The organism is Chitinophaga sp. RCC_12 (assembly GCF_041360695.1).
Lineage (GTDB): Bacteria > Bacteroidota > Bacteroidia > Chitinophagales > Chitinophagaceae > Chitinophaga.
On the sequence record NZ_JBFUPS010000008.1, the window covers coordinates 326,768 to 344,444 of the forward strand.

Sequence of the window (17,677 nt, forward strand, 5' to 3'; positions counted from 1 at the left end):
GTGATGTAAAGAACTTTTGGAAGGCATACGAGCTGGCTAAAAAAGACACGGCTCACGCCCTTGATCTTTATAGGAAATACTATGTGGAACCTGCTTCAAATGGGCTTGAGGATTATCTGGGTTATAAAATAAAAAACCTGAAGAATTTTGTAAAATCCGTAAACACCAAGCCTCAATTTTACGCTGCTGTACGTAAAAATACTTTGGCCGTTGATCAGCAAAAACCTCAAATGATTCAAAGCTTTGTCAAGTTCAAACAAATTTACAGCGAAGCTCAGTTTCCTGATATTTACTTCGTGATAGGCGCATTTAATTCAGGTGGAACCAGTACTGACGCAGGCTTATTAATTGGCTTGGATCAATCAGCCCGGACTGCAGAAGTTCCTGTTAAGGAACTGAACTTATGGCAGCGGAATAATTTCACAGACCTGGAAGCACTACCACATCTGATTGCTCATGAGCTCATTCATTTTAACCAGGGCGGACTTGAGGGCGACACCACCCTCCTTGCCGGGGCACTCACCGAAGGGATGGCCGATTTTATTGGCGAGTTGATATCAGGTCACACGGCTAATGAACGCCTGTTTGTTTGGGCTAAAGGCAAGGAAAAGCAGATCTGGGCAGATTTCCAGAAGGAAATGTATTTGAACAGGTCCCGCAACTGGATAGCTAATTCCGATCAGGAAACTGCAGATAAACCTGCCGACCTGGGCTATTGGGTGGGATATCAGATCTGTAAAGCCTACTACGACAAAAGCACCGATAAAAATAAGGCCGTAAACGACATCCTTAACATAAAAAATTATAAGGAGTTTTATATCAAAAGTGGCGCGGGGCAGATGTTTAGGTAACCTTTTTAATGAAATTTGAAGAATTTTTCCAATCACAAACTGGACCCCTTTATATTTTAAAACTGGACCGTTAAGGTAACCAAATTGAAAATTAATTTTATGACGACCTAAAAAGGAGGTGTGTTATGAAAGCAATAATAGTGGCGGATCAAGCTGCAGGAAAGGCCGGAATGCAGCTTGTGGAGCGCCCTGAGCCGCAAGTGGCGATAAATGATGTTATAGTTCAGGTTCATGCATCGGCAATGACAGGGGATGAGCTGTCGTGGCCTTCGACCTGGACCGATCGCGCCGGCCGTGACAGGACGCCGTCGATCCCCGGTCATGAGCTGGCAGGTATTGTCACGTCTCTTGGCTATGGAACGACGGGGCTATCCGTAGGACAGCGCGTGTTCGGCCTCACGGACTGGTACCGCGACGGCACGCTGGCGGAGTATGTAGCTGTTGAAGCGCGTAACCTCGCGCCACTGCCAATCGATGTTGACTTCACGGTTGGCGCAGCCCTCGTGATGCCAGGCCTGACCGCATGGCAGGGGCTGTTCGGGCACGGCCGCCTTCAGGCGGGGCAGACTGTTCTTGTACATGGTGCTGCCGGGGTAGTGGGTTCAATGGCGACACAACTCGCACGTGCTGCCGGTGCTTATGTCATCGGCACAGGGCGTGCAGAAGGCCGTCAGAGGGCGCTCGATTTCGGTGCACTGGAGTACCTCGATCTTGAAAACGAAAAGCTGCAGGACGTCGGTGAAGTCGATTTGGTTTTTGATATTTTCGGGGGCGATATTGCCAATCAGTCCGCAAGTTTGATTAGATCCGGAGGAAGGCTGGTGACCATCGCAGGTCCGACTGGGGCCAGGCCTGCTAATGGATTAGCAATTGACTTTGTTGTCGAAGCAATCCCAAACCAATTAATTGAGATCATCCAGCGGCTGCGCGAGGGACGTCTGCAGACAAACATAGGCAATACATCTACGCTCAACGACGCCGTTGCCGCCTTCAATTCGAACAACCGGGTCAATGGAAAAACGATTATCCGCGTCCAGCCCTAAGTACACCGGGCGGCAAAATTCGTTTTGAGTTGCCTTCAGAACTTAGGCACAGCCCCAATTTGTTGCAGCAGAGCAAGTAAATCCGGTTGTCCGTATTCTTCAATAATCTGGTTATGCGCCAATCGGTAAAAGTTCATTGCCTGAACTTTGATGGATTTTCCGGTTGGTGGAATGCCATAAAATGTTCCGTCATGTGTACCCCGCATGGTAAACCAAATGGCTGCTTTATCCTCTTCAGAAACCATTTCTTCCAACGTCCACTGAATGTCGGAAAATCCCGAACGCATCATGCCTATAATCGTTAAATAACCGTTTGGACCTCTTAATGGTTCCGATTGTCCGGGAACATAAAACTTTGCCTCGGGACTTACAAGTTGCTGTGCCAAAGTTTCATCAGCAGTATTGATAAATTGTACGAACTGTTTGAAAAAGTCTTCATGATATTTCATGGCGTTATTTTTTAGCAAAATTGATGCACAACTGAATGCTAACCAATAAACAAGATTAAGAAATAGCCTTAATGTAGGTTAAGGTATGAATTATTTCGACGGCTTCTGTGCACGGATTTTACTAAGAAATTCGGGAGTAACTCCTAAATAAGAGGCGATTTGAACATTGGACAATCGCATGGCAAGGTTCGGGTATTGTTCTAAGAATACGGTATAGCGCTGCTGCGTGTTGGAACTGAAATTTAGTAATAAGCGATTCTGAAGTTCAATCAACTTTTCTTCAACAATTACCCTAAAGTTTCTGTCAAACTTTGTAACGTTTACAAATAAAAATAACAAGTCCGTTTTTTCAATCTGCAGAATTGTTGAAGGCTCAAGCGCTTCAATAAAAAGTTTACTCGGTTTTTCGGAATAAAAACTGCCTAAGTCAGCAATCCAATCATTTTCAGCTGCAAAGCTTATATTATGCGCATTGCCTTTTTCGTCAGTGCCATACATTTTAAAGCAACCTGTTACCACAAATGTATAATGCTTGCAAACAAAGCCTTCTTGCAAAATCATTTGCCTTCGCTTTATTAAACGCTGTTTCGTTCGTTCGTTCAACAGTTTGATTTCTTCTTTGTTTAAAGGAAGATAGTTTTTAAAATATTCAACAATGGGTTGTGCTGTCAATTCTTTAAGTCGTTTTGAAAGTTTATGCTGTTTGTTATAGCTTGTCGCTGACGTTAGGGCGGGGAAAATGTTCACCCCGGATTGAACACACTGTTATAACATCGCCTTTGCGTGGGTTTATTTCCTCAGTTTGTCACAAGAAAGAAAGGCCATCTGTACAAGGCAGAAGATAATACTGCAATATCCATCTTTATTCTTTATAATAATAAAAGTTTTCCATTATTTAGCCGTAGAATTGAGGAGCCTTTTGCAAAGGGCATAGGTCGATGTGTTGCATGCTGCCGTTACTCCAAATTAAAAAGAGCCTTCAAATCCAGCGACTTGAAGGCTTTCCCGATAGGTCGCAACTTCTCGTTCCTGTCGTAATCACCCTTCTATTTTGTCGCTTTTGGCTCACACCTTTTTTAATTATGTTCTACATCTTTGTACCGTTACAAACAATTAAAATTAAAACGTCATGAGAAAATTAAAAGTACAAATGAATTTTGAGGGAATAAATTGGGATGATGATATGGTAACCTTTTGCATTGACAACCTTAAAAAAGTGGACAGTATCCTACTGGGACGAATCACGGCTGAAGGTTTTATTCCATATTGGAAGGATGTAGCCGAGAACCCTAATCCCAATGATATTAGTAGTAGAATTGGGAAACCAATTAATGATATTCACAAGGATATTTTTTCAAATACACTTAAGGTCAATCAGTGGGATAATGCTACTATTATAAGTGGCGATATTGCAGAAGAAATAAAACAATTGAAAGAAAATAAAGGGGAAGACATCATTGTTTATGGAGGCAATAAATTCGTATCATCTTTAATCGGACACAAATTAGTCGACGAATACTATTTACTTGTAAATCCGCTTGCCAGTAATAGTGATGAACCAATTTTGAAATTCATCAATACCAGTTTGCAATTAACACTGAAAGAATGTAAATCATTTCCTTGCGGAACAGTGTTATTGCATTATTTAAGTCAATAATAAATGACTAAGAATAATAACGAACCGCTGACATAGCATTGGAGTTCAATTCCCGCTGAAAGTGGGCAACTGTATTGAGTTTGAGCCGAAAAAGGCGCTGGTTCACCACTTAGTTTCTGCGGAAAATAGCCCCTGTTTTAAAGCAGAAAAGCATGAAATTCAATGCTTTGAACTTCATGCTTTTCTACCGTTAGTCGGGATGACTGGATTCGAACCAGCGGCCTCTTCGTCCCGAACGAAGCGCGCTACCGGGCTGCGCTACATCCCGATGGGAAGGACTAAATTAAAAATATTTTTCTTTCCTGCAAATTTTCCCGCAAAAATTATAATCGCAGCTAAAACCCTGTCGGTTAGTACCCTTCTTTTATAAGATAAGCCCGTATACGCCTCAGCGCAAGTGAAAGTTGGTTTCTGACTGTCTTTTCAGAAATACCCAGTAAAATAGCTATCTGCGGATTATCAAGCGCATGATGAAAGCGCATATGATAAACTTTCTGGTTTTGGTCAGGCAGTTGTCTGATAAAATGGGTTAGCTTGTGAAGCAATTCCCTGTGAAGCAGGGGAGCATCCGCATCTGCATGAATGGCATCCTCCAATGAAGATAATGGAATGGTTCCCTTCCTGGACTGATCCCGGATATACGTGGCCGCCGCAAATTTTGTGGCACGTTTTATATAATGCGCAATGGGTTGATCAATCTGTAGCGACGCTTTCCTTTTCCATAGTGAAATAAATATATTCTGCACAATATCTTCCGCAATAAAATCATCCTGTACTAATTGCCTCGCAAAAGACAATGCCTCATGCCAGTAACGATTATAAAGCGCAACAAAAGACGCTTCATTAATAACAAAAGAAGCTCTTTCCGGTGCCTGATCATTTTTAAGCACAAAGCATGATTGAAATTATCTTTTAAGTTGAATGCAGCCAGTACAGCGGCACGCACTACTGTGAGCCACAAAAGTAAACGCATATACGATAAAGTGTTTTTCGAATCGGGAAAAATACTTTTCTATTCGGGAATAAACGAATCAGCGCCGCTATAAAATCACGGAAGTGTCATAATCAGAAATAATAAGTATACCTGCCGGGACATCATCCATTCGTTGGATACTATGTTGGTAACATAAGCATACCATTGGCGCGGAACGCACCTGTGCCCGAACAAATTACGATATCTATCGATTTTTAAAATTTTAAGCATAAAAGAAAGGTGAGACGAATTTTTACATTGCTATTATCAGGATTTTTTCTCCTGGTAACGGACCTTGCTATGGCCCAACAACCTGCAACCAAAAAAGATAATCATATTTACGGGGAAATAAAAAGTAAGCTGGGGGAGGCCCTCAGCGGTGCGTCTGTTAAAATAAGCAATGAACAATATGTGGGTGCCATTGCCGATTCCACCGGTAATTATGATATCAGTACCAGCCTGGCTGGCAAGGTGACAGTAATCGTATCGTCTGTCGGATACCGCCCTCAAACCAGGGATGTTTATCTGAAAGCAGGACACTCTATTCATATTGATTTTACATTAACAGAAGACAACCGGCAATTGAATGAGGTGATCGTTGCGGGAACCGGTAATAATCAATATAAGGTTAAGCAGCTGAAAGAATCCGGGTTTAATGTAAATGTAATAGACGTCAATGAATATGGTAACATCTCAACGGATATTAACCAGGTGTTAAAGCGTACCACAGGCGTATTGGTAAGGGAATCCGGCGGCGTTGGATCTGACTTTACTTTCCAGGTAAATGGGTTGGCTGCCAAAATTTATATTGATGATATCCCGATGGATCAATACGGCAGCTCCATGACGTTGAACAATATTCCCGTTAACCTGATAGACCGGATAGAGGTATATAAAGGCGTTGTACCCGCTCACCTGGGATCAGATGCGATGGGAGGCGCTGTTAATATTATTACCAAACAGAAGACCCGTAAATTTTTGGATGCGAGTTATAGTTATGGTTCTTTCAATACCCACCAGGTAGCACTTACAGGTGGTATCAGAGATCGTAAGACAGGCCTGAAGCTGAGAGCCAGTACTTACTATAACTATTCCGATAATAACTATATGATGTACAGCGACTCAATGTACAACGTGGATTTGCGTATTGTAAAACGTGATGAAGCCACCGGTACCTACAGACAGGTAAGCATCGACAAGGCCAGGCGTTTTTATGATACCTACCGCTCTGCTATGGGAGAAGTGGAAGTAGGTTATGAAAAAGTAAAGTGGGCAGATTGGTTCACCATCGGACTTACTTATGGAGAGAATAAGAAGCAGCACCAGTTGGGATCTACGGTGAATGCTGTAATGGGCGGCTTCTGGACGGAAAACAAATACCTGATGCCAACCATCAAATACCGTAAAGATAATTTTATCGTTCCGGGGTTATTTGCCAATCTCTATGCAAACTATTCCAATAATAAAGATGTGAACAGGGATACCGCCCTGTATCGATACGACTGGATCGGTCATTGGGCTGCCAACGCCGGTGGTGATCGTATTCCAGAAGTGTTTACGAAGTATTTTGATAATAGTTATACCGCAAGGGCCAATTTTAATTATAATCTTGATAAGGAAAATAATCACAGTCTTAACCTGAACTATACTTTTAATACCACCCGCCGGAAAGTATATGACGAGGCAGAAACCAATCCCTATAAAAAGGATCTTTCGGGATTACCCAGTAAACAGGGTAAGCATATCATAGGACTGGCCTGGCAGGGACAATGGCTGAAGAAGCGGTTGATCAGCGTGGCCTCTTTCAAGTATTATGGAATGGTTACCAAAGCCACTATGGACGGAAGAGTGTTTGATGACTTTGGAAAACCTGTTGGCGGTGAGATCCATACCCGTAAAGATTTCTTTGGGTTTCCCAGCGGGTCACTGGCGCTTCGTTACCGCATTACACCGGATTGGGGGGTAAAAGGTTCCGTGGAAAGAGGATATAATTTACCGGAGATGACCGCCTTATTTGGTAATGGCCAGTTTGTAGTAGCTAATCTTGATCTGAAGCCCGAGCGTAGCGATAACTTCAATCTGGGGGCCTATTACAATCATTTTATCGGAGAGCATTTTATTAACCTGGATGCATCGGCATTTTACAGGAATTCTAAAGACTATATCGCATCACAGGTATTATCAGATAATATTCATTCCCAAAGCCGCAACTTTCCCGGTGTAACACTCTATGGCTTCGAGGCAGAGGCCAGGTATGGTTATAAGGATATGGTAAGCCTCTCCGCCAATATAAGCTACGACAAAGCAGTGGATAACTGGAAGTATACCGATTCTACCAATTCACAGGTCAGTCTTACCTATAAAGAACAATTACCAAACCGCCCGTGGATGTACGGTAACGCCAATTTAATGCTCGGTAAGCGCGACCTGGTAGGAAAAGGAACCAGGGTGCAGCTGAATTATATGTACCAGTACATGCATTGGTTTTACCTGACCTGGGCAAAATTAGGCAGTCCCGGCAGCAAGAACTTTGTTCCGGGTCAAACCGTACACAGTCTCATACTGGCATACAGCTGGAAACAGGATGTCTATAATATTTCGATGGAAGCCAGAAACCTCACTGATGAAAGGCTATACGACAATTTCAGGTTGCAGAAACCCGGACGTGCTTTTTATGTGAAACTAAGAGTATCACTAATGTAGTTCAGTATTAATATAAAATAACAAAATGAAAAAGTTAAATGTAGCAGGTATGGTGCTGGCGACTGCGTTCGTTATGCCGTTCATACAATCATGCAGTAAAACACCAGATACCGGTACAAAACCGGACGATACGAAACAAACAAAGGAGTATGCCATTTTCGTGACGGTAGGTAATTCTTCCAGCAGTGAAAATTATTATACATTAACAACTGCCGATCTCATGAAAGATACCCTGCTTAGTCCGGTGAACTCCGGTATTGAGCCGGATAACATTACTTCCTGGGCATATATCTACAGCGTTTTTTACCAGGGAAGTTTTTATTATACACAGGATGGTAATATTATCAGTAAGCAGAAGATTGTCGGTGGCAAGTACAAAGAACTGGGTAACATCGTGGCCAGTGCAGGATCCTGGCAGTTGGGAATGATGAAAACCTTCTTCAATAACAATGGTTTGAACTTCCTTAGCTGGGAAGTAAAATACAACCAGGCGGAAGATGTCATTGAAAAGAACCTGTATATTATTGATACTGCGGCAATGACCGTGAAATCGAATAACCCGGTGAAGTTTCCGGTGCCCGCCTTTACCATTTATGATAATAATGGAAATCCAATGGCGAAAAAAGATATCCCGCTTACGCCGTCCAGTTTTTCTATCCGGGATAATAAAGCATTTATTGGTTTTTACTACGACTGGATCACAAAAATTGACACAGCCTATATGCTGGTTTGCGATTATCCGGCCTTAACCAATGTGAAACTGCTAAAGGACACCAGGTTAGGCCACGTGTCAGGCGCCTGGTATGCCAGCTCTTCCAGCTTCACAGACGAAAATGGAGATTACTATTTTTCCACTATCAACAAAAATAAAACTTATGGCCTGTTGCGTATCAAAAGCGGAACTACTGAAATAGATCCGGGTTACGCATATGATCTGAAAGAAGTGGGTAATATAGCCGGTGCCGCCAGCTGGGGCGACTATGCCGGTTCAGATCACCACGTATATATTAAAAGCGGGTTAGCTTTTATGGGTTCTTATATGATTGACGTACGCAATAAGAAAGTAATCAAAGACCTGAACAGTTTCGGACTTGGTAAAGTGCAAATGACAATGGACACCTATACGGAAAATAGCAATGAAGTATATGTAGTGCTGAAAACGGATGACGCGCGCTGGTTTGTGGGTAAGTATGATGTGGCTGCCAATACGCTAAAAAGAGGCGTGGAAATACACAGTGGCATTAAAGGGATCAGCAGGATAGGCAGGCTGAGATAATAGATCACCTCCTGAACATCGCTGCATACATATGCCCGGACCCATACAGGGAAGGTCTTTCGTTCAGCTTAACGGCAACTGTAAATCCTGCCCGATGAAACAATGCTTTTAAAGCCTGAAACGGCACGGGGTAGGGTACCCATGGATTGGCCTTTGTCATTTCATATTCCACTATCAGGAATACACCGTCTTCCTGCAGGTGTGCACTTATTTTATCGATAAAGGCCGATTTCCCGGGTACATAGTGCAGGGAATTAGCCATTAGGATGCCGTCCAGCCCTGATACGGGTAAATCATCTTTCAAAAAATCCAGTTGCCCCGGTTGGATGGTAACATGGTGCGGATTGGGTTGGCTGGATAAAGACGGGGGTGTTTTGTCCCAGGCATAAATAGTACTGCCTGTTTCCAGCAGGTTGGCCAGGGCATAGGTAAATAAACCTGACCCGCATCCAAGATCCGCCCAAACCGTTTGAGCCCCGGCCATAACCGGAGGATGTTTTATCAGTGCAATAGCATCTCTTATATCCATAGCGCATAAAGGTACAAGGAAGGGACCAGGTTACTAAATCCCATACTAAACATTCCAGTTACCTTTTTTCTAAACTATTGTCCCGTTCATTTTACCCTTCCCTCTATTTTAATCCCTATTTTTGCGGCTGATAATGAAAAAATAAAACAGGCATGAAGGCTTATATAGGATTATTTTTAATAACTGCACTCGCCGCCTGCGCTGGCAATACCAGCCATGAAAGCCAGCATCAGGGCGACTCTGCAATGGCGGTTGCGCCCGAGGAAGTGCAATACGACACGGCGCTGGTGGCTAACCGGAGAGACCCCGTGTGCAGAATGCCCATCAAGGCGGGGATTTACGATACCGCCCATTACCAGGGCGCCGTTCTCGGATTTTGCTCCTCCGCCTGCAAAGACAGCTTCCTGTTAAAACCCGCGACTTACACCCTTGTCATGAAATAATGAAGAAGATACTCCTGATCGCTTTACTGATAACCGGATGTGCATCGCCGGCGAAAAAGCTACCCATACTGGGTGAGCCGGGCGTAACAGCGCGTCAGGATAACGGTAAAACAGTATACGACACTACTTACCCCGTTGTCCCGCCTTTTTCATTTAGGGATCAGGACAGCTTAACGGTAAATGAACAGTCGTTTGAAGGGAAGATCTATGTGGCGGATTTTATCTTTCTGTCCTGCCCGAACATATGCCCGAAGATGACCGCGGAAATGAAGAAGGTGTATAACACCTTTAAAGCAAACGACGGCATTCTCCTGCTGTCGCACACCATTGATCCGGAAGATGATTCCATTCCCCGGCTGAAAGCATATGCCGCCAGCCTGGAAGTAACCAGCCCCAAATGGCGGTTTGTTACCGGCAGCCAGGATACCATTTACCGCCTCGCAGAAAAAGGATATTTTTCTACGGCGTATAAAGACAGCTCCGCTCCCGGGGGCTATGTGCACGGCGGCGGACTGCTGCTGGTGGATAAAGCCCGGCATATACGCGGGGTATATAACGGCACAGACCCACAGGAAACAACCCGGCTGATAAACGATATTAATATCTTACTAAAAGAAAATTGAAGAAAATACTATCCATATGGCTTTTGTGTATCATGCTTTTACAAAGCACCGGTAACTGCTGGATAGTAGCCGCATTTTATCTTAACAGGAACTATATCGCCTCCGAACTTTGTATTAACCGGTTCGACCTCATCCCGGTTTGTAAAGGCGCCTGCTTCCTGGACAGGAAAATAAAAGAAAACGATAAACCCGAAAATACGGTCAATACACGCCTGAAAGAAATTACCCTGTTTTGCCAGCAGTATGATCCTGTCCCGGCAAAACCGGTTTCTATTGAAAGCCTTATTACTTTTCGCGGCTATCAGTCGCCGTATTCCCCGCAAAGCCTCATCAGGCAGGTATTCCGGCCTCCCGCTACTACAGCGTAATTTCTCCTGTTACGTTCACATCATTAAGCTACTACATGAGTATGAAATCCAGCGAAATAGCTGTGTTATCTGCTGACATGTTTGACACCGGTAATGATTTTTTCTGGATAGGCAGCCTCGGATGTATACCTGATAAGTACCCTTTGCTGGAACAGCCCCACAGGCAAATGTTCTACATGCTGCTGTGCATCGAAAGCGCACAGGGCACAGCGGTAATTGACGGCGCTGTTATCCGGCTGGATCATCCGAAAATCATTTGTGTAAAACCCGGCAGCATATGCAGCATACATATCAACCGCGCCGCCCGCGGTAACGTTATTTGCTTTACAGAAAGTTTTTTCTCCCTGAGATATAACAATAATGTACTGCTCAACTTTTCTTTCCTGAATAAGGAAAGCATTCATGAAATATGCCTGGAGGAAAACAAAACGGCAGAGTGGAACCAGGTCACCCGGTTTATGCACCAGGAATTTTATGGCCGGCATAAAGGCGCCGATAATGTGCTGCGGTCGTACCTGAATATCCTGCTGTGTAACCTCGACCGCCACTTCAATCCCCCCACCGGGATAGAGCGGAAGCATAATAAAGAAGAAAAAATGCGTCAATTCAAGCTGCTGCTGGAAGAACATTTCGTGCAACATAAAACCCCTTCTTTTTATGCAGGGCAATTAAATATCACGACCAACTACCTGAATAAACTGTGCCGGGAATATAACGGGCTGTCCAGCGGAGAGCTGATCCGCAAAAGGATCACGCTGGAAGCCCGGCGCCTGCTGCATTACACCGGGTTGTCGGTGGCCGAAGTAGCCAAGGAACTCGCATTTGAAAGCGCTTCTTATTTCGTGACCTTCTTTGGTAAAAATGCCGGCATGACTCCCGAAAGCTTCAGGAAAAGTCACCGGTAATTTATTGGAGCTCTTCCGGCAGCCACGAAGGATATCTGCCGACAGCCTTCTTGGCTGCTTCCGTAACAGGCACCTGCCACTTGTCAAAAAAGAGGGAAAGATCTTTTTGCGTGGCAGTACTGATACAGATAAACCAGTAATCCCTTTTATCTGCTTCTGATACCGGGTATTGCGCGGCAGGTAAAGCGCGGTATTTTTTGAAGACGTCAGCAATAGGCTGCCACCCGAAATGTTCAATTATTTCGATGTACATTTTTAAAGCGAGAAACGGATCTTCGCGGAATTTATCAAAACCGGGCTGCCCCTTCATATAGCTCTTTACGGCATCGATAACCGCCTGCCTGCTGGCTATGTTTTCATGATTATAAAGCCCTTTATGCAGCACCTGGTCATATACATACATGGTGTACAGGTTTACCGTTACCTCACCGAGGCCGTCGAAATCAATGCCCCAGAACTGGTGACGGTGGCCCAGTTCATGAAAATGTCCCCAGGAGCCTTTTGCCCGCAGCTGCGCTTCATCCAGCATCAGGGCGCAACTTTCATCATCGGGCGCCATAATTTTATGTGGCGCCGTATACATATAACCAAAGGCTACCTGTTGATCGATGATGATCCTTTCCGGGTGAACCCTGTTGGCCGAAATAGCTGCCAGCTGCGCATCGGCATCCATCACTTCATCCCAGAACTTCATCAGCTTTTCAGGGTCGTCCAGCTTACGGATGCGATACGACGGAACGGTAAGCACAATTTTATCAGTAGCCAGTTCGGCCCACGGCCCGGGGTAGTTGCGGATGGTATGTTGCCAGTCGGCTAAACTGGTAACGCCCAATTTGAAGTACGGACTTTTAACCGCCCCGTTTACCTGTATATGAAGTGTTTTCAGCGAAGTGGTGTCGGGCACTTTGATCATCAACAGCCCTCCAAACGGGGAAAAGACGGTGGTCGCCGGTTGGTCGAGTTCAAAAGTTTTTGTGAGGTCATCCGTATGACGCACATAATAATCCATATGGCTTAGGTTGTCCTCATGTACGCCTATCTGTGCTTTCAGCTGTTGTGGAATGCAGTCCGGCGAAATGGTAACCGTCACCGTATCGCCCGCTGCCACGTATAAACCGGTGCTGTGCCACCGGTAAAAAACACCATCGGGTTCCAACAGGCCCTGGGAGCCCGCCTTTATGGGTATAACTACGGGTTCATTCACTCTCGGAGCCGTTTTACTCACTTCCCCGGGAAACAGGCTGCTGGCAGGATGGATATACCCTGTATCGGTATGCCCTTGCTGGTGTTGTGTGGCCAGGTAATTTTGAACATTGTAGATAAACCGGTTTTTTATGTCTGTTTTCCAGAGCGGGTGTGTGGGAGATGGAATGACGGGCGCCTGCCGGTTTGCAAACGTTGACCTGATTTTATTTGATATAGCAGTGGTATCGGGATTATTAAATAAATAGTTGGCTATGGTGCTGGCGTAGCTGTCGGCGTCAGCAGCGGCGGGTATAAACAGCGTATCCTTAAATGCCGCCATTAACGAAGAAATGTGCACATAGGGAGGAATGGAGCGGATCGTTAATCCCTCTTTTCTATCTTCCGGTTTTAACGTAGCGGTTACGTGATACATCCCGGCTTTCCTGAAAAGCTGGTTTAAGTCCATTTCAAAATAACTGGTTTTTTGCTGGCTTAAAATGCCAGTAGCGGGAGAACCAAATATCAAGGCGCCTCCTTTTCTTACAAATGCTTCCAGGTTATTTCTTTTAACGGTATCGGTAACATCCTGTGTAAGGATAATAATGCCGGCGGCAGGTGCAATGTTAACGGTATCGGTGATGGTGTTGTAATTTTTCAGGAGATGTAAGAACGGTGGAAGATCGCTGTTGCCGCCCCATACCTGTATGCTGCCGCTTTTGTTGCCTGCCCATGCGATAGCATTGCGCAGCAGTTGCTGTACGTTCCTGTCATCTAACAGGGGCTTTTTAAAATATTTGTCGGACCCTAAAATCAGTATCCTGCCTTTATCCAGCCGGGAAGCCATGATAACAGGCAGGTGCTGCTTTGTTTCTTTTTCGGTTGCGGTGGCAATAATGGTGGGTTTTTCGTTTAAGGGGATGGTGAACGTGGCATTGTCCGGCGCCGGCGGCATCGCTATCTGTTGAACATGATCCAGCAGCCGTTGCTGGTCGCCCGATTGCGCGGATAACGAATGATGGGAGAGAAGAATACCGGTAAAAATCAGGCAGATAGCAGTCTTTCCGGCAACAGTGTTGATTGATGTCATGAATTAACAGGGATGTGTTTAATGATACGCTGGTCTGCCAATTTAATAAGAATAAAAACAGCCGCAGAGATCTTCCTTTGCTTGATAGGATTAACCTTATTCCGGGGCAATGTGTATGATTATTGCAGTCCTGTATTCAAACAACCCTATTATGAGAAGAGCTTACAAAAAAGCAGATCTCCCGGTAGCGGAGATCCGCAGGTTCCTGGAACCGGGTCCTATTGTGCTGGTCAGTTCCCGCTGGAAAAACAACACCAACATCATGACCATGGGGTGGCATACGGTGATGGAGTTTTCCCCTTCGCTGGTGGGATGCATGATCACGGCGGAGAACCACAGTTATGAGATGATCCGGAAAAGCAGGGAGTGCGTGATCAATATTCCCACGGTGAACCTGGTAGAAGAGATCGTTGGGATCGGAAATACTACCGGCGCCCATTTGGATAAGTTCCGGAAATTTGGCCTCACAGAGGAAGCGGGAAACATCGTGAAAGCGCCGCTGATAAAGGAATGCTATGCCAACTACGAATGTAAGGTAGCCGATACCCAACTGCTGAAAGGATACAATTTCTTTATCCTGGAAGTGGTGAGCGCCCGCGCGGCTGTTTATCCGAAGTATCCGAAAACGGTGCATTACAGGGGAGAGGGCATCTTTATGGTGTCAGGAAAACACATTAACTTGAGAGCGAAATTTAAGAACCAGAATCTATAGTATGCTCACTACCGTTATCCAACACATTTTACTGATCTTTTTTATTTTGTTGCTGGTGATGATTGCGCAGAAATTGAAAATTGCGTACCCGATCATCCTTGTGGTGGGTGGACTGTGCCTCAGCATGCTGCGGCTTTTCCCTTCCATTGAAATTAACCCGGAGCTGATCCTGCTCATTTTCCTGCCGCCACTGTTATATGAAGCGGCGTGGTATACTTCGTGGAAGGAGCTTTGGCGATGGCGGCGGGTGATCTCTATTTTTGCTTTTTTAATCGTGATTGTTACTTCCGGTGTGGTTGCCGTGGTATCCCATGCGTTGATCCCGGGATTTTCACTGGCACTGGGATTTGTGCTGGGCGGCATTGTATCCCCGCCAGACGCGGTATCTGCCACTACCATCCTGAAATATGTGAAGGTGCCCAAAAGGATCTCTGCGATCCTGGAAGGGGAAAGCCTGATGAACGATGCGTCCAGTTTGATTGTATTCAGCTTTGCCAAAACGGCCGTGATCAGCGGGGTGTTTGTGTTGCATGAAGCGGCAGCGAGCTTTGTGGTAGCCATTGTGATGGGTATTGCCATTGGTTTGCTGGTGGCATTGATATATTATGCCATTCACCGCTGGCTGCCTACCGGTACAGAAATGGATGTGATCCTGACCCTGACGGCGCCCTATGTAATGTATATTACAGCGGAATATTTCCATGGGTCCGGTGTACTGGCGGTGGTGAGCGGGGGACTGTTCCTCTCTTCCCGGAGCCAGCATATACTCAGTTACCGGAGCCGGCTGCATGGCGCCAATGTGTGGGCCACGATTGGATTTATGCTGAACGGGCTGGTGTTTATGCTGATCGGGCTGGAACTGCCGGTAATCATTAAGGAACTGGGTACGGTAAGTCTTTGGGATGCGATAAAATATGGTCTAATCATCACCGGCGTGCTGGTGGTAACCCGCCTGCTTTGTACGATGGGCGCCTCTGTGTTCACGGTATTTATCAGCAGGTATATCACCACGGCCGACAACCGGCCGGGCTGGAAAGGTCCTGTTATTATTGGATGGGCGGGCATGAGGGGAGTGGTATCACTCGCTGCGGCGTTATCCATCCCGGTGTACATGGACAATGGCGCGCTTTTCCCCCAGCGCAACCTGATCCTGTTTATCACCTTTACGGTGATATTGCTTACGCTGGTGGCACAGGGGCTCACCCTGCCGCTGGTGATCAGATGGGTAAATATGGAAGATCCCGATAAACAAATCCCTGCAGAAGAGCAGGAGCGGATTATCCGCGACCGGCTACTGGAAGGAAGCATCCGTTTCCTGGATACGCATTACCCCGAAGAGGTAAAGGCAAATCCGGCGCTGAAGCAGCTGCGGGAAGACCTGGAGCTGCGCAAAACCGTGTCTATGCACAATAAGATAGAAGGGGTGGACCACCTGTTATATAAGAAAGTTTATGTGAAGATGCTGGATCACCAGCGCAGCGTATTGCACGAGTTAAACAAGGACCCAGCTACGGCGCATGAGCTGATCCGGAAATATCATGAGCTGGTGGATATTGAAGAGGAGATCCTGAGAATGAAATATGAACCTGCTTCCTGAACCTGGCGGGCATAAAATAACAACAGGGTGCTTCCGGTATTGCTCCGGAGGCGCCCTCTCATTGCCGGTTAACTTTATATTGCCCGGTATTTACTTCACATGAACGCTGATCACTTTGGCCAGGTCAAACATGGAGATCTGCTTCTTCCCGCCAAATAATTTATTCAGTTTATCATCTGCGTTGATCATGCGCTTGTTGGCAGTATCCTGCAGATTGTGCTTCTTAATATAATCCCATACTTTTTTTACGATCTCCGTTCTTGGCAATGGGGTGGTACCAATAACAGCGGCCAGTTCTGCAGAGGGTGCGAGTGGTTTTTTAAGCCCGGAACCGGCAGATGCGCCTGCTGCTTTTTTGGCGGCAGCTGGTTTTGTGGCGGCTGGCTTGGCTGCAGCAGCCTTTTTAGCAGGCGCTTTGGCTGCAGGTGCTTTTGCCGCAGGTGCCTTTGTTGCTGCTTTCTTTGCCGGTGCTTTTGCAGCAGCCGCTTTCTTGCCGGTAGTACTTTTGTTTGCCATTTTTCTGGTTTTAAGATGATATGATGCAGTCCCTGGAGGACATACGCCCCCTAACATCAACACATATGCCAGTTTGCTGAAAAAAGGCATTATTAACGGCATCATTTTTTTCCGGGTAATCGATCGGAAGCCCGCGGTTATAGGGCGATTGCAGGTCTTTAGCAATACAGGCCTGCTTTTATAGCACTTAATTGTATCTTTCCGCCATGAAAAGGAGTGATTACCTGTGGCAGGGAAAATCTGAGAATTACCAGGATGCCGAAGAGAAAGGGTTATTAAAGGCCGGCGAAGTGGCCGCCTTGCTGTCGAAGAAATTCAACACCAAAATATCCGCAAAGGAACTGAGCGTATTTTCCACAGAATGGCACCACGCCGGTGTTTTCAAGGGCGCACGGAATGGCAGGTTGATCGGGCGCAAAGTTTATTTCTTTTCGGCCACCGATATCAGCCACATCTCCCTGGATGCTATACTCGCCAACAGGAATAAGGCGGCTGAAAAACCGCAGCCGGACAATAGCCCCGTTCAGGGCTGGTATCCGCAGTTTTTTCGTATGACCGACCCCGTTACCCGCCGGACTTTCCCCAAGCCTTTTATCGGCATTTACAAAGGGCCGGCCTCCAAAGCGCCAAAGGGTTTCAGGGCGTTGCCCGATGACGCATTTGCGGCAGCCGAAAAGCAGCGGGGAAAAGAACTGAAGCCGGGAGAGGACCCCCGGTTTTAACCGCCACTGCATCCGGATTCCGGCTTTTTTACTTAACT

17 protein-coding genes, 1 tRNA gene and 2 pseudogenes are annotated in these 17,677 nt (G+C 45.8%); 12 read left to right on the plus strand and 8 right to left on the minus strand.

All coding sequences use genetic code 11. From position 1 onward, the window contains the following. Nucleotides 1–230: 230 nt before the first annotated feature. A pseudogene (locus AB6805_RS23195) lies at nt 231–758 on the plus strand (DUF2268 domain-containing putative Zn-dependent protease); the annotation flags it as partial. Here AB6805_RS23195 and AB6805_RS23200 read toward each other — a convergent pair. Beyond that, nucleotides 696–887, minus strand: a pseudogene (locus AB6805_RS23200) (hypothetical protein); the annotation flags it as partial. The pseudogenes AB6805_RS23195 and AB6805_RS23200 overlap by 63 nt on opposite strands. A gap of 89 nt (nt 888–976) precedes the next feature. Between AB6805_RS23200 and AB6805_RS23205 the strand changes: the two are divergent. Continuing rightward, nucleotides 977–1,894 carry an NADP-dependent oxidoreductase gene (locus AB6805_RS23205; RefSeq protein WP_370911838.1) on the plus strand — a complete coding sequence of 306 codons (918 nt, stop codon included), beginning with the start codon at nt 977–979 and terminating at the stop codon, nt 1,892–1,894. A gap of 35 nt (nt 1,895–1,929) precedes the next feature. On the opposite strand, the gene AB6805_RS23210 is transcribed toward AB6805_RS23205, so the two are convergent. Then, nucleotides 1,930–2,343 (minus strand): ester cyclase, encoded by a 414-nt coding sequence (locus AB6805_RS23210; RefSeq protein WP_370911839.1) that lies wholly within the window; start codon nt 2,341–2,343, stop codon nt 1,930–1,932. Nucleotides 2,344–2,433: 90 nt separating this feature from the next. After that, entirely contained in the window at nt 2,434–3,015 is a 582-nt protein-coding gene (locus tag AB6805_RS23215) for a Crp/Fnr family transcriptional regulator (RefSeq protein ID WP_370911840.1), read from the minus strand. A 457-nt stretch (nt 3,016–3,472) separates the two neighbouring features. Between AB6805_RS23215 and AB6805_RS23220 the strand changes: the two genes are divergently transcribed. Then, nucleotides 3,473–4,000 (plus strand): dihydrofolate reductase family protein, encoded by a 528-nt coding sequence (locus AB6805_RS23220; protein ID WP_370911841.1) that lies wholly within the window; start codon nt 3,473–3,475, stop codon nt 3,998–4,000. Nucleotides 4,001–4,194: 194 nt separating this feature from the next. On the opposite strand, the gene AB6805_RS23225 is transcribed toward AB6805_RS23220, so the two are convergent. Together AB6805_RS23225 and AB6805_RS23230 are read right to left on the minus strand one after the other, a co-directional pair. Further along, nucleotides 4,195–4,268 (minus strand) — tRNA-Pro (locus tag AB6805_RS23225). Between the two features lie 82 nt (nt 4,269–4,350). Next, the gene (locus AB6805_RS23230) at nt 4,351–4,890 is read right to left on the minus strand and encodes a sigma-70 family RNA polymerase sigma factor (protein ID WP_370911842.1); all 540 of its coding nucleotides are present in this window, start codon (nt 4,888–4,890) and stop codon (nt 4,351–4,353) included. Nucleotides 4,891–5,273: 383 nt separating this feature from the next. Here AB6805_RS23230 and AB6805_RS23235 point away from each other — a divergent pair, with 383 nt between their 5' ends. Next, on the plus strand, nt 5,274–7,676 hold the full coding sequence (locus AB6805_RS23235) for a TonB-dependent receptor (protein WP_370911843.1): 2,403 nt from the start codon (nt 5,274–5,276) through the stop codon (nt 7,674–7,676). A 25-nt stretch (nt 7,677–7,701) separates the two neighbouring features. Next, a complete protein-coding gene (locus AB6805_RS23240) occupies nt 7,702–8,952 on the plus strand; it encodes a hypothetical protein (protein WP_370911844.1) in 1,251 nt (416 codons plus the stop codon). 4 nt (nt 8,953–8,956) lie between these two features. Here the strand turns inward: AB6805_RS23240 and AB6805_RS23245 are convergent, their stop codons facing one another. Next, on the minus strand, nt 8,957–9,481 hold the full coding sequence (locus AB6805_RS23245; RefSeq protein WP_370911845.1) for a class I SAM-dependent methyltransferase: 525 nt from the start codon (nt 9,479–9,481) through the stop codon (nt 8,957–8,959). Nucleotides 9,482–9,633: 152 nt separating this feature from the next. Here AB6805_RS23245 and AB6805_RS23250 point away from each other — a divergent pair, with 152 nt between their 5' ends. The 4 genes from AB6805_RS23250 to AB6805_RS23265 are packed head-to-tail and all read left to right on the plus strand — an operon-like array spanning nt 9,634 to nt 11,820. Next, nucleotides 9,634–9,924, plus strand: a complete 291-nt coding sequence (locus tag AB6805_RS23250; protein ID WP_370911846.1) for a YHS domain-containing protein — start codon at nt 9,634–9,636, stop codon at nt 9,922–9,924. Continuing rightward, nucleotides 9,924–10,547, plus strand: coding sequence for an SCO family protein (locus tag AB6805_RS23255; protein ID WP_370911847.1), 624 nt, complete (start codon nt 9,924–9,926; stop codon nt 10,545–10,547). Before AB6805_RS23250 ends, AB6805_RS23255 begins: the two co-directional genes overlap by 1 nt. 32 nt (nt 10,548–10,579) lie before the next feature. After that, nucleotides 10,580–10,915 carry a hypothetical protein gene (locus AB6805_RS23260; RefSeq protein WP_370911848.1) on the plus strand — a complete coding sequence of 112 codons (336 nt, stop codon included), beginning with the start codon at nt 10,580–10,582 and terminating at the stop codon, nt 10,913–10,915. A gap of 35 nt (nt 10,916–10,950) precedes the next feature. After that, on the plus strand, nt 10,951–11,820 hold the full coding sequence (locus AB6805_RS23265; protein WP_370911849.1) for a helix-turn-helix transcriptional regulator: 870 nt from the start codon (nt 10,951–10,953) through the stop codon (nt 11,818–11,820). A 1-nt stretch (nt 11,821) separates the two neighbouring features. Here AB6805_RS23265 and AB6805_RS23270 read toward each other — a convergent pair whose 3' ends face one another. Then, nucleotides 11,822–14,092: a M60 family metallopeptidase gene (locus tag AB6805_RS23270; RefSeq protein ID WP_370911850.1), complete on the minus strand. Its 2,271-nt coding sequence runs from the start codon at nt 14,090–14,092 to the stop codon at nt 11,822–11,824. A gap of 151 nt (nt 14,093–14,243) precedes the next feature. Here AB6805_RS23270 and AB6805_RS23275 point away from each other — a divergent pair, with 151 nt between their 5' ends. Then, entirely contained in the window at nt 14,244–14,804 is a 561-nt protein-coding gene (locus AB6805_RS23275; RefSeq protein ID WP_370911851.1) for a flavin reductase family protein, read from the plus strand. A gap of 1 nt (nt 14,805) precedes the next feature. Continuing rightward, nucleotides 14,806–16,401 carry a Na+/H+ antiporter gene (locus AB6805_RS23280; RefSeq protein WP_370911852.1) on the plus strand — a complete coding sequence of 532 codons (1,596 nt, stop codon included), beginning with the start codon at nt 14,806–14,808 and terminating at the stop codon, nt 16,399–16,401. 90 nt (nt 16,402–16,491) lie between these two features. Here AB6805_RS23280 and AB6805_RS23285 read toward each other — a convergent pair whose 3' ends face one another. Beyond that, nucleotides 16,492–16,917, minus strand: coding sequence for an SWIB/MDM2 domain-containing protein (locus tag AB6805_RS23285; RefSeq protein ID WP_370911853.1), 426 nt, complete (start codon nt 16,915–16,917; stop codon nt 16,492–16,494). A 206-nt stretch (nt 16,918–17,123) separates the two neighbouring features. Between AB6805_RS23285 and AB6805_RS23290 the strand changes: the two genes are divergently transcribed. Next, nucleotides 17,124–17,639: a hypothetical protein gene (locus tag AB6805_RS23290; RefSeq protein ID WP_370911854.1), complete on the plus strand. Its 516-nt coding sequence runs from the start codon at nt 17,124–17,126 to the stop codon at nt 17,637–17,639. Nucleotides 17,640–17,677: the final 38 nt, after the last annotated feature.

Coding starts and splice junctions, on each gene's coding strand:
- AB6805_RS23205 (WP_370911838.1), top strand. CDS start 977: ATGAAAGCAATAATAGTGGCGGATCAAGCTGCAGGAAAGGCCGGAATG.
- AB6805_RS23265 (WP_370911849.1), top strand. CDS start 10,951: ATGAGTATGAAATCCAGCGAAATAGCTGTGTTATCTGCTGACATGTTT.
- AB6805_RS23280 (WP_370911852.1), top strand. CDS start 14,806: ATGCTCACTACCGTTATCCAACACATTTTACTGATCTTTTTTATTTTG.
- AB6805_RS23255 (WP_370911847.1), top strand. CDS start 9,924: ATGAAGAAGATACTCCTGATCGCTTTACTGATAACCGGATGTGCATCG.
- AB6805_RS23240 (WP_370911844.1), top strand. CDS start 7,702: ATGAAAAAGTTAAATGTAGCAGGTATGGTGCTGGCGACTGCGTTCGTT.
- AB6805_RS23235 (WP_370911843.1), top strand. CDS start 5,274: ATGGCCCAACAACCTGCAACCAAAAAAGATAATCATATTTACGGGGAA.
- AB6805_RS23270 (WP_370911850.1), bottom strand. CDS start 14,092: ATGACATCAATCAACACTGTTGCCGGAAAGACTGCTATCTGCCTGATT.
- AB6805_RS23275 (WP_370911851.1), top strand. CDS start 14,244: ATGAGAAGAGCTTACAAAAAAGCAGATCTCCCGGTAGCGGAGATCCGC.
- AB6805_RS23260 (WP_370911848.1), top strand. CDS start 10,580: ATGCTTTTACAAAGCACCGGTAACTGCTGGATAGTAGCCGCATTTTAT.
- AB6805_RS23250 (WP_370911846.1), top strand. CDS start 9,634: ATGAAGGCTTATATAGGATTATTTTTAATAACTGCACTCGCCGCCTGC.
- AB6805_RS23220 (WP_370911841.1), top strand. CDS start 3,473: ATGAGAAAATTAAAAGTACAAATGAATTTTGAGGGAATAAATTGGGAT.
- AB6805_RS23245 (WP_370911845.1), bottom strand. CDS start 9,481: ATGGATATAAGAGATGCTATTGCACTGATAAAACATCCTCCGGTTATG.
- AB6805_RS23285 (WP_370911853.1), bottom strand. CDS start 16,917: ATGGCAAACAAAAGTACTACCGGCAAGAAAGCGGCTGCTGCAAAAGCA.
- AB6805_RS23290 (WP_370911854.1), top strand. CDS start 17,124: ATGAAAAGGAGTGATTACCTGTGGCAGGGAAAATCTGAGAATTACCAG.
- AB6805_RS23210 (WP_370911839.1), bottom strand. CDS start 2,343: ATGAAATATCATGAAGACTTTTTCAAACAGTTCGTACAATTTATCAAT.